General features: G+C 32.1%; 8 protein-coding genes. 1 reads left to right on the forward strand and 7 read right to left on the reverse strand.

Annotated elements, in window-relative coordinates:
- Positions 1-469: 469 nt before the first annotated feature.
- The 7 genes from BW946_RS10135 to BW946_RS10165 form a co-directional block, all read right to left on the reverse strand.
- Positions 470-1,633, reverse strand: a complete 1,164-nt coding sequence (locus tag BW946_RS10135; RefSeq protein WP_076596071.1) for a hypothetical protein — start codon at positions 1,631-1,633, stop codon at positions 470-472.
- Complete coding sequence (locus BW946_RS10140) at positions 1,626-2,690, reverse strand: nucleoid-associated protein (RefSeq protein ID WP_170872072.1); 1,065 nt, start codon at positions 2,688-2,690, stop codon at positions 1,626-1,628. Before BW946_RS10140 ends, BW946_RS10135 begins: the two co-directional genes overlap by 8 nt.
- 406 nt (positions 2,691-3,096) lie before the next feature.
- A complete protein-coding gene (locus BW946_RS10145; protein WP_076596073.1) occupies positions 3,097-4,194 on the reverse strand; it encodes an aldose epimerase family protein in 1,098 nt (365 codons plus the stop codon).
- 4 nt (positions 4,195-4,198) lie between these two features.
- Entirely contained in the window at positions 4,199-5,482 is a 1,284-nt protein-coding gene (locus BW946_RS10150; protein ID WP_076596074.1) for a galactokinase, read from the reverse strand.
- Between the two features lie 555 nt (positions 5,483-6,037).
- Positions 6,038-7,087 carry a UDP-glucose--hexose-1-phosphate uridylyltransferase gene (locus BW946_RS10155; RefSeq protein WP_076596075.1) on the reverse strand — a complete coding sequence of 350 codons (1,050 nt, stop codon included), beginning with the start codon at positions 7,085-7,087 and terminating at the stop codon, positions 6,038-6,040.
- Between the two features lie 18 nt (positions 7,088-7,105).
- The gene (locus BW946_RS10160) at positions 7,106-8,989 is read right to left on the reverse strand and encodes a beta-galactosidase (RefSeq protein ID WP_076596076.1); all 1,884 of its coding nucleotides are present in this window, start codon (positions 8,987-8,989) and stop codon (positions 7,106-7,108) included.
- 226 nt (positions 8,990-9,215) lie between these two features.
- Positions 9,216-10,943: a sodium:solute symporter family transporter gene (locus tag BW946_RS10165; protein WP_076596077.1), complete on the reverse strand. Its 1,728-nt coding sequence runs from the start codon at positions 10,941-10,943 to the stop codon at positions 9,216-9,218.
- Positions 10,944-11,186: 243 nt separating this feature from the next.
- Between BW946_RS10165 and BW946_RS10170 the strand changes: the two genes are divergently transcribed.
- Entirely contained in the window at positions 11,187-12,185 is a 999-nt protein-coding gene (locus BW946_RS10170; RefSeq protein ID WP_076596078.1) for a GntR family transcriptional regulator, read from the forward strand.
- Positions 12,186-12,247 lie beyond the last annotated feature (62 nt).

Below are 12,247 nucleotides of genomic sequence, written 5' to 3' on the forward strand. Positions count from 1 at the left end.
ACTATAAGACTGTAAGACTGTAAGACTATAAGCTACTAAATACTAAAGAAGGTTATATACTTAGGGCGAAATTTTTGTTTTTGGGGAATTGCAGGACTTCTGATTGTTGATTATTGATTGTCTAAATTATAAATCTTTATACCAGAAATACCCGACTATTCTCTAAAAGAAGTCCAATCTGAATGAGCTTGATTAATAAGGCAAATTCCTGCCGTCTTTCGTCTGAAGTATAAATTTACTCCTTCAGAGTTTGAATTGAATTTTGATTCGTAAAAAATCGAATCTGAAAATGGGAGTTTCCCTAAACTTACTATCTCTGAAGTTTTACGAGGACTACTCTCCTATTCTTTCAGAATAATGATAAACCCCGTAAGCTCTTTTGTATAGCTTTGAAAATCGACTATCATTTACTTTTACTAGAAAGTTACCTTTCAGGATTATTAATTGATTTTCGCTTTATTAATCGGGCTTATATTTTTATTTTAAAATAAATCTCGGTAATTATTTCCATCAGTTTGTAAGTATTTAAAAATAAAACTGTTGCAATAGCTATTATAGGTGACAACCATAAGAAAAATTGCATAAGTAATATTCTATCGCTTTGCTTTATTTTTTCTTTTTCAACCTTGCTAAAAGACTTTTCTAATTCTACAATTTTATTCTGTTCAAAAGTTGATTTATACTGAATTATATTATCACTAATAAATCCAATAGAAGACTTTTGATTATTAATAAAGATTTGAATGAAAATACAAAATATTATTAATCCAATTATTAATAAATAATTTTTGACGGAATTTATATTTTCATAATCTAAGGTGGATAGAGTGAAAACCAAAGCAGTAGGAATAGCAATCAGTTTTGTTTGAGAATCATTTATGACAGATTGTAATTTTTGATTAAATTCTAAAGCCTTTGAATCTAGTTCAACCTTCATTTTGTTATATGAAAAATTTCGTAAATAATAGTTATAACTAGATTCCGCTTTATCGTCGTAATCATAAAAATTCTGGATTAAATATGAAAAACGGATATTTTCTTCTTTTGGAATTAGATATTCAACTAAAAAGTTCAAATAAACATTTTTCTTATCCGCAAAAGCATTAGTTTGGAGAAGTGAAACAAACTGTTCTATTCTGTTTGCTACATCAACATTCAAAGATTCTAAATCTTCATAGGAATATTTTAATGGTAGAAATAAAGAAATTTCCTCTCTTAAAATAATTGCGTTCAAAACTTCTGCATCTTCATAAGTATGTTTTGAAAAATTGGATATTTCGGATATTAAATTAACAATTAAGAAATAGTTTTGCTGAAAAGGTAAATCATCCGATAAATAAGAGCTTCTTTCAAAAAGATAAATTTCATCACTAGGAATATTGTAATAATTTTTTCTTAAAAATGATTCTCTAGTTTCAAAAAAACCAATACTAGAAAGTCTTGGGAGAGAAAATTCTAAAGTTATAGAATCTCCTACTGAATAATCATCAATATCAGAATTCTCAATTAATCCTGACTCAAATAGTGTATCTAAAAATGATTTATCGTCAATTACATTTTGGCAAAATAAAACATTATCCTCAATGCTTTTTGAAGATGAAGTATTAATTATATCAACTATTTGATTAAGCATTTTTATTGCTCAATTCTTTAATTTTATCTCTTAATATAGGAGAAATATTTTTGATAGTTAATTTGTTTCCACTACTATCTAAGACAATTGTATTATCTAAAATTAGTTTGGTATCAAACTCAATTTTAAATTCTTTATCAGAATAAGTAATTGTCTTAAGGAACTTCATACGTGCTTTATCTCCACTTATGATTTCACTAACTCTATAATCTTCTTCAGTAGCAAAATCTTGAAAATGCTCAGGATTATCAGGATTTAGAATACTAGAAATTGTCGATAAAAGAATTTCTTTTTTATTATCTATACAATCGTGGCAATAAGTAAATACTTTATTTTTTTTATTAATTTTTGTATTTCTATCCCACTGTTCAATATCAGCGTATGCTTCAATAGCGGTAATTAATCGCTTTGTAGATTCTGTACTTGTGTTTTTATTATCAACATCAATAAATGACATGAAATAATAGCTAACCTCTTTCATTCCTTTAACGAAGGATAAATATGTTTTTCTTTCGGAAGGTAGATTATTTTCAATATTTCCCCATTCTGTTAGATTAATTAGGCAAGCCACATCAACTTTGCTTAAATCCAAATTTTTGATATTATCTAACGTCAGCTTTTTTTCGTCAATAACAAAGCCTTCCTTATTATTAATCATCAAAATCAATAGTAAATCATTGGATGTTATTAAGTTTTGGTATTCACATATAATCATGTAACCACCAGTTGCAGCTACGGTGTTTTCTAATACAATTTTATAATGATTCATTACATTAATTGAAAAATCGTAGAATTCACGATCTCCGTTTATATAATCAATCAAACAGTCTCTAAACTTAGGATTTTCTTCTGCAAAGATTCCATAAATTGGACTAGACTTTTTATGGTAAGATTTATCAAGATTTCCAAGAAATGTCTTTTCTTTTTCTCCAATTGTTAATAGGTTTTCCGCAGCTTTGGGATTAACAAGCCTATTTCCTGCGTCTTTTAATAGTTGATGAATTACAATATTTTTTACCTCTAAATTTTCTCCTATTTTATTAAATTTCTTTGCCATACCCAAAAAAAGCTTCGTATATAATATTTCTGAATTAGTTTCTTCCAAATATACAAACATTATTAAATGTAAGGTTTACGGATTTCCGTAATTTACTTTTTTATTCTTTACTAAAATTCCTAATATAAACCCGATATTCAATTTTACATATTTTTTATTTTTTCATCATTGTTTTTAATTATAATTTAAACTATAAATATTTTAATTTAATTATAAATAATTTAAGTTTACTTTGGTTGAAAAATAAATAAATTTCCCCTATAATTACCCCTATTGGAAATCGACCCACGATAAACCCACTATTTAAAGGAAAGTTTACAAAATCGGTGGGTTCTGGAGAAACCACTTTAAAACCTCTAATTCAGTTTAGAGGTTTTTTTGTTTTTATTCATTCTGATTATGTTCTTCAAAAATTACATTGTCTATTTTGAGGATCAAATCTAATGTTGCTTTTAATAATTGAGAATCTGTAAATAGTTGAATGTTTATATATATTTTTAGGAGCTAGTATTGGTGAAGGAAAATGAGATTGGTTGATTGCATCGGGGAAATTTTGCGTTTCTAAACAAAATGCCTCTCTTTCTTGATATATGTGATTCTCTTTTCCTTTTTCATTCTTAATCCAATTGGCGGTATATAATTGTAAGCCCGGCATAGTGGTAAATACTTCCATTTTTCTTCCCGACTGCGGCTCTATAGCGGTAGCTGCTAACTCTAAATTATGTATACGGTGTTTTAAAACAAAATTATGATCATATCCTTTCCCTATAGCTAACTGCTCGTGATCTGTATCAATTCTGTCTCCAATACATGTTAAGGAGGTAAAATCAAACGGGGTATTTTTTACAGTTAAGATCTCACCTGTAGGTTCATGGCTTTTTGTAAGAGGAGTGTAAAAATCAGCTTCAATCTGCAATTGATGATTATTTATTGTTCCACTGCCTTCTCCCGCCAAATTAAAATAAGAATGATTTACCAGGTTGAGTATAGTTTCCTGATCCGTTGTCCCTGAACAATCTAATTGTAATTCATTATTTTCACTAATAGAATAGGTTACTATTACAGTTACTGTACCCGGATACCCTTCTTCCCCGTCAGGAGAAGTGTATTGAAAAGTCACTTTTGAGGCAGAGGACTCTTTAACATCCCATATTTTTTTATCAAAACCAATCAAACCACCATGCAAATGATTGCCTCCATCGTTAATTGTTAATGAGTATTCTTTTCTGTTTAATGTAAATTTTCCTTTTTTAATACGATTAGCATATCTACCACAAATAGCTCCTTGATAGGATTCATTATTATCAATATATTCTTTTGCTGTATCATATCCCTGCACCACATCTGCCAATTTTCCCTCTTTATCTTTAACATTAATACTAACTATGGTTGCACCATAATTAGTTATTTGTACAATCATCCCATTCTTATTTTTCAAAGTGAATAATTGAACTTTTTGATTGTTGTGAACTGTATTAAAAGCCACTTCATTGATGATACCCATTATTTTAAAAGTCTAATTTAACAGCTCCTTTTTCTCGAATAAATAAAGGATGACAAGAACCGGCACCAAATAAATGATTTAAAGTTGTAGTGTATCTTTCAAGCAAATCTTCAGGTACAAAGGCTTGTATCGTTCCTGCGAATCCTCCTCCATGCACACGCCAGGCTCCAGCACCTTTTAATACTGCTTCGCTATAAGCTAATCCCAATGAAACTGCTTGTTCTTTTATGTTACCTGATACATAAACATTTTGATTGTACATATACGAACTATGTCCTGAATCTATGACCAATTGTAAAAATCCTTTAAAATCATTCTTCTCTAATGCTATTACTTCATCTACTACCCGGTCATTTTCGCACTCAAAGTGAATTGCTCTTAAAATAGCCCGATCTCCCACTTTCTGACGGATAGATGGCGCAATATCCATTACTTTTTCCAAAGTAGTTTCTCTCAGCACACTGCATCCTAAATGGGCTGCAACCTCTTTCATCTCTTTAGGTAAAACAGCATATTCATTATTCAAGTTGGTATGATCCCCTCGGGTATCTGTAATTACAAGAGAAAAACCAGTAGATTCAAAATCAAAATCTACTTTTTTAACAATAGGATTCGCTACATCAGCAAAATCAATGGTCACCAATCCTCCTACCGAACAAGCTACCTGATCCATCAATCCACAAGGCTTTCCAAAGAAAACATTTTCTGCATATTGTCCTATACGAGCATTTAGGATGGGATTTAATGTACCTTCATTAAATAAATGGCTAACAATTACTCCAATTAATACTTCGAATGATGCTGACGAACTTAATCCAGAACCTTTAGGAACGCATCCGTCAATTACGGCGTCGAATCCTCCTATTTTATATCCCAATTCATTTAATCGGGCATTAATCCCACGAACAAGGGCGTTTGGAGTTGAAAATTCATTTTCGTTGGGAATAAGATGACTTAGATCTACTTCGAATGTCTCGTAGCCTGAAGATTCAATCCGGATTATATCTGAATTATTTTTAGCAGCAATGGCAATATTATCCAGGTTTACTGCACCCGCCAATACGCGGCCATGATTATGGTCTGTATGATTACCTCCAATTTCGGTCCGTCCCGGTGAACTGAAAACAGAAACCTCTTTATCCCCAAAAACTTCTTTGAAACGATTTAATGTTTTGGTATATCGGATTGCCTGCTGACGTAATAATTCTGAATTTCTTCCATATAATTCTCTAAAAAGAGGGATATTTCCCTCATTAACTAAAGAATCAATATATTTAATATTTGACATTTACTTGTATCTAAATTTATAAAACAGTCTATCTTTATTAAGAGCTATTCAAATTTTTTAAAAATTAATTCCTTTCCCTATATGAGGCAGCAACTCCATATCATTACCCTATAAAGCCTTAATAATTTTTTGACTTACCCTTTTTAGTAATAAGGTTGTTTAAACTTTTATATTCATTATTTTAGGCACAAAAGTTTTAAACACTTAAGTTTTTCAGAACCAAGCCTTATGCGTAATAAGTACACCTAAGTTTTGTGAAAATCTTTACCTATTGAGCGAAGTCGAAATGTTCGTCTTATGCGAACTTTTCTGCGGTATTACATTCAACTTATTTAAGTGAACTCAAGTGTTTTAAAATGAAACCTTTTGTAACTTCTGTGGTTTTGTAAAATAAAAACAACTTTAATAATAGCTTCGACAGGTTCAGACTGACAACGCTCAAAAATTTCGGTTGGCATTCGACTTTTCACCCTGAGCCTGTCGAAGGGATCTCAATAAGAAAATCTTTGTTAATCATTAATCCCAAGTATTAATTAAAAGGATAAGCCAATAATTTTATTTATTTTTATAATGAATTGTTGAACTTTTTTTAAGAATTTCTGCACTTTGTTCAGGAGTAATATCTCTTTGGGCTTCCGCTAACATTTCGTATCCCACCATAAATTTCTTCACGCTGGCTGAGCGAAGCAACGGAGGATAAAAATGCATATGAAAATGCCATTCTTCATGCGTTTCTAAATCTGTAGGAGCCTGATGTATTCCGGCAGAATAAGGGAAAGAAATGGAGAAAATATTATCGTATTTTGTAGTTAAACCTTTCAACATCTGAGCAAATAAGGCTTGATCCTCATATGAAAAATCCGATAGGCTATTTAAGGGATTTTTACTGATAATCATTGTTTCAAATGGCCAGGTTGCCCAAAATGGAACCAAAGCTACAAAAGCTTTATTTTCTAATATAATCCGCTCATTAATTTCTATTTCTCTTTGAACGTAATCAGACAGAAGCGTTGTTCCGTTTTTATCATAATAGCTCTTCAAGTTTTGCTGTGTTCTGGCCACCTGAGAAGGAATGGATGACTGTGCCCAAATCTGCCCATGAGGATGAGGATTACTACAACCCATTATTGCTCCTTTATTTTCAAAAATTTGAACATGATTAATGTAATCCAGTTTTCCCAGATTCTGATATTCTTCCTTCCAGACAGACACTACTTTTGTAATTGCTTCTACGGACATTTCAGGAAGAGTCAATGAGTGATCTTGTGAAAAGCAAATTACCCGGTTAATTCCTCTTTCGGGTTTAATTTTAAATAATTCATCCCCGGTTTCATCGAAGGTTACTCCTACGCTCAATAAAGCTCCAAAATCATTATCAAATACATATACACCTTCATACCTGGGGTTTTGGACTCCGTTAGCTCTTGAATTTCCCGGGCATAAATAGCATTCGGCGTCATATTGATTTTGAACGCTTGGTAACGGTTCTTCATGTTGTCCCTGCCATGGCCTATTGGCTCTTTGTGGTGATACTAAAACCCATTCATCCAATAAAGGATTATATCTTCTATGGGGATGATTTTTACTGTTAAATGAATTACTCATATTGAGTTTATTTTTATATCAGTTTAACCCATTTTCAGGGTTTAACTTATCCAAAATAGGTTCGGCTAATGTGTTTAATTCTTTAATTATTTTATTATTTTTCTGTTCAATAATTATAATCTCATTATTATCCTTTTTTAAATAGCATCCTGGTAAATACAATGTCTGCTGTGGCCCTACTGACCAATATCTTCCTAAATTAATACCGTTAACAAATACAATTCCCTTTCCAAAAGGTCGCATATCTAAGAAAGTGTCTCCCACTTTGGATACATTAAAATTTCCTTTGTAGATGGTTGGTCTATTCTCTTTTAAATCAGATTTTTGTTTGGCATCAATTACCGGAGCCTTTTCAAAAGGAAGCCCGTACATTTCCCAATCTCCTGTTATTTTTCGGTCATTAATAAATACAGGAGAAATAATTCCTTTTGTATTTTTATTAATAGCAGCTCCATAGTTAATTCTTCCCATGTTTTCTACCAGAATGTCTAGTTTTCCATTGAAGGGTATATTAACTTCACATTCATATTTTTTATAGTAACGATTAAGCTCTCCAACTTTTTCTCCATTCACATAAACAATTGCATAATCTCTTAATCCATCAAGTTTTAAGGCTCCTTTAATGGGCTGATTAAAATTTTTGCTGTACCAAACATAGCCATGCCCTTGATTTAATTGCTCAAAAGTTAAAGGATTGTCATTAATTACAGGTTTTACATTATTTTTTACATTTTCTAAATCAATTGCCTGAGACAATTTAATACCCTGAATCTGAATAACTGGAATTTTTGCAGGAATAGGCGGCGTAGAGGGAGTTTTTAACAATTCTCTTAATTTCAAATACTTTTCGGTTTCCCAGCCTGCTTCAGTAATAGGAGCATCATAATCATAACTGGTCATACTCGGCTGTATATCATGAGTTTTATCGTAATTAGCTCCAGAGGTAAACCCAAAGTTAGTTCCTCCATGTACCATGTAAATATTAAAAGAAATATCATTATTCATGAATTTTTCAATGTGGCTTTTTACTCTTTCCGCGGCTTTAAGAGGGAAAGGTTCTGCCCAATGATCTAACCACCCGGGATAGTATTCTGCTACCATAAAAGGACCTTCTCCATTATGAAATTTCTTGACTTCTTTCTTAATATTGTCTGGATCTTCGTCTCCATTTGCAGTTGGCAACGCTCCAGGCAAAGCACCTCCTTCAAATAACCAGTCTCCATCTGAAGTAAAAAACTCCATTCCTTTGAACCCCGCTTCTTTTAACTGATCAAATACAGATGAACTATATTTTTTATGATCTTCCAGTTTAATGTCTTCTCGTTGACTGACAAAAGACCCAAATTCATTTTCCCCCTGCACCATAACAATAGGGCCTCCATTAACAATCAGATAAGGTTTTACCACTTTGTAAAGCTCTGTGAAATATGCTTTTGTAGAATTTAAAAAAGGAGTATTGTATTCTCTGATTTTCATATCCTTGTCATTTTGCAAAAACCAAGGATAACCACCGAATTCCCATTCTGCACACACATAAGGTCCCGGACGAAGAATGACCATTAAGCCTTCTTCTTTTGCTATTTTCAAAAACTCAGCTAAATTTCGGTTTCCAGTTTGAAAATCCCATTTTCCAGGAGCTATTTCATGATAATTCCAAAATACATAAGTAGCTATTGTATTTAATCCCATCGCTTTAACCATTTTTAAGCGATGCCTCCAATAATCATGAGGAATTCTAGCATAATGAATCTCACCTGAATGCAATTTAACAGCCTGTCCGTTAAATTTAAATTCTCCTCCTTCGATTTTGAAAGATTCGTATTTAATAGGTTTTTGCTGTGCATTTATCGAATTTGCACCTATTAAGGACAAGGCTAAAATTATATTTTTAATAAGTTTCATAGTATGTATTATAGATCTAGTTTAGTTAGTAAAATAAATTTATAAAATTACCCAATGCAATCACACTAGTTCCTACCGGTTTTTGTGAATTTACCACCAGTTTAAAAATTTGGAAATATTTTAATAAGCTCTTACCCAACAACTGCTAAAAAAAAGACAAACCATCTTTCATAAGTAAAGTGTATTGAATAATTTTTTTCAAATGCAAAACTCAAAATTATTTCTATTACCAAAAACGAACATAAATAGCAGTTAGAAGTAATACAATAATGACAATCAGGAATAATGTTCTATTGTCCACTTTGAACATATTTTTGTCTGTGACAAAAGCTTTTGGATTTACTTTTGGCCCAAAAATACTTAAGAGAACCATTATAGCTACAGTAATGAAAAATGACCAACCCATATTGATAAGGAAAGGAATCTCTGTAATGGTTTTTACTACACCATTTTCCAATTTTTCATAGGTGAATGCTGTATAAATCCATGTTTCTTTTCCAAATAGTTCAACTGCAAAGCTGTTAAAGAAAATAGATAATAAAAAACCAAGAATAACTCCAACTATAGCAGCGGTTCCAGTAGTTCTTTTCCAAAACATCCCTAAAATAAACATAGCAAATACACCCGGACTAATAAAACCAGTATATTTTTGTATAAATGTGAAACCGCCTTCTCCACCAATTCCCAAAACATCTGTCCATGTAAATACCAAAGCAATAAGCATCGCCATTATGATTGCCCAACGTCCTGTTCTTACCATCTGCATTTCAGAAGCGTTGGTTCTTAAATATTTTTTATAAATATCCAAAGTAAAAATTGTGGATATACTATTTACTTTTCCAGCAAGTGATGCTACTATTGCAGCTGTTAAGGCAGCAACTGCAAGACCTTTAAGCCCAGATGGAAGCAACCCCAGCATTGCAGAATAAGCACTATCTTTTACCCCATTAAAATTTGACAAATGACCTTTTGTATAGAGTACGTAAGCTGCAATCCCGGGAAGCACAACAATTACAGGCATAAAAAGTTTTAAAAATCCGGCAAATAAAATTCCTGTTCTTGCTGTTTTTAAATCTGCTCCTAATGCTCTTTGGGTAATGTACTGGTTACACCCCCAATAATTAAGCTGTACAATCCATTGTCCGGCAAAATACATTGCTAAACCTGGCAAAGCTATATATTTCTGTGCTGCTAAATTTTCCGGCATTGATAAAGTAGTTGTTGTTATTCGTGGTTTATTCAGAATGAGTTTGAAATGTTCCGGAGCTTCTTTCAAAAGGGTATCAAAACCTGTTAGGGCATTTCCTATAGCAGCCCCATTAATTCTTTGATCCACAACCTGCAATGCCATATAAACTGTAGCAAAGCCACCAATAATAAGAACTGCTACCTGAATAACATCCGTGTAGCCAATGACTTTCATTCCTCCCAATCCAATAAACAACGCCATCAGTAAAAGTGCAATCATAATGATATGCAGATGACCTGCACCCAGCAATGAATCAATAGCCACAGCTCCTAAATAAAGAATGGAAGTAAGATTAACAATTACATACAAAAACAGCCAAAAAACAGCCATAATAAGAGAAACAGACTTATTATATCGTGTTTCCAAAAACTGGGGCATTGTATAAATTTTATTTTTGAGATAAATTGGTATAAACCATACCGCTATAATTATAAGTGCAATGGCAGCCAGCCATTCGTAGGCGGCAACAGCTACTCCTATGAAAAATCCTTCTCCACTCATCCCAATAAATTGTTCTGCCGAAATATTAGAGGCAATCAAACTCGCTCCAATTGCCCACCATGTCAATGAGCCTTCTGCGAGGAAATAATCTTTACTTCCTGCAGTTTTTGATTTTTTCCGCTTGTATATCCATAAGCCGTATAGTGTTACAACCAAAAAATAAATTAGAAATATAACAAAATCAAATGTTGATAGTTTTCCCACGCTTAAAATTTTTATAGTAAGTTTATCATAGATTTCTCTAGTTTTTCAGCACTTTTATGTACTCTAAAGTATTTAATAGTTCAGCACTTCCAATAGATCATTTAAAACAAAACTGAATCTTTTGCGCCAAAACTATACAAAAGGAAACCTTATATTATCAAATGTATAAATTTGGAAAACACTTCCATACTTGTTCCTACCAGTTTTTGTATATTTACTACTAGTTAAAAAAATGGAAATATTATGAAGCTTATTAAAATAATTCCCGATTCGGTTGTCCCTAAATACCAACAGATTATAAATTCCATTGAACAAGCTCTTGCCCAGCAACTGCTGAAAAAAAATGACAAACTACCTTCCATAAATAAAGTGTGCATGGAATTTGGCATTTCCCGAGACACCGTCCTGTATGCTTATGAAACACTGAAAAAGAGAGGTATAGTAAACGCCATTTTAGGTAAGGGATACTATATAAAAAGTACCGATTGGGATTTTGAAGAGCGAATTTTTCTATTATTTGATGAGCTGAATGCTTTCAAGGAAACCCTTTATAATTCATTTTTGGAAGAGCTGCAACAAAGATCTAATATCCACGTTTTTTTCCACTATTTCAATATAGATGTCTTCAAGAAGTTAATTGAAGAAAATAACGGAAACTACACAAAATACATAATAATGCCAGGCAATATGAATGATACGGCACCCATTATCAAGATGCTTCCCAAGAAGGACGTTTACCTATTAGATCAAACCAATTTACATTTAAGAGAATATTCATCAGTACACCAGAATTTCTCAAAAGACATGTATAATGGTCTATCAAAAGCGAAAAAATTGCTTGAAGCCTACCGAAGACTGATTCTTATTTTCCCCGGAAAAAAAGAGCCTATAGGTATGGTAGAAGGATTTACAGGTTTTTGTAAACAGTATAAAATGAAATATGAGATTATCTGTAATTTCACTGATGAGGAAATAATGAACGGAGACGTATTCATAATTCCGGATGACAGGCATTTAGTAAATGTCATTAAGCAATCTAAAAAACAGAAGCTAAAGATTAGAAAGGATTTCGGCATTATCTCCTACAACGAAACACCTCTTAAAGGTATTGTAGAAAATGGTATTACTACAATTTCTACAGATTTCTGGCAAATGGGAAAGATTTTGGCAGAAATGGTTCTCAATACCAAGCAAGGTAGAATTGAAAATGCTTCTGATTTAATTATCAGGAATTCCCTATAATTGATTTGAAATAAATTTATTATCTGAAGTTGTTTCATAAAAATACAAGCCAAAGCTAAAAA

It is taken from the genome of Chryseobacterium sp. RU33C, from assembly GCF_900156015.1.
Lineage (GTDB): Bacteria > Bacteroidota > Bacteroidia > Flavobacteriales > Weeksellaceae > Chryseobacterium > Chryseobacterium candidae.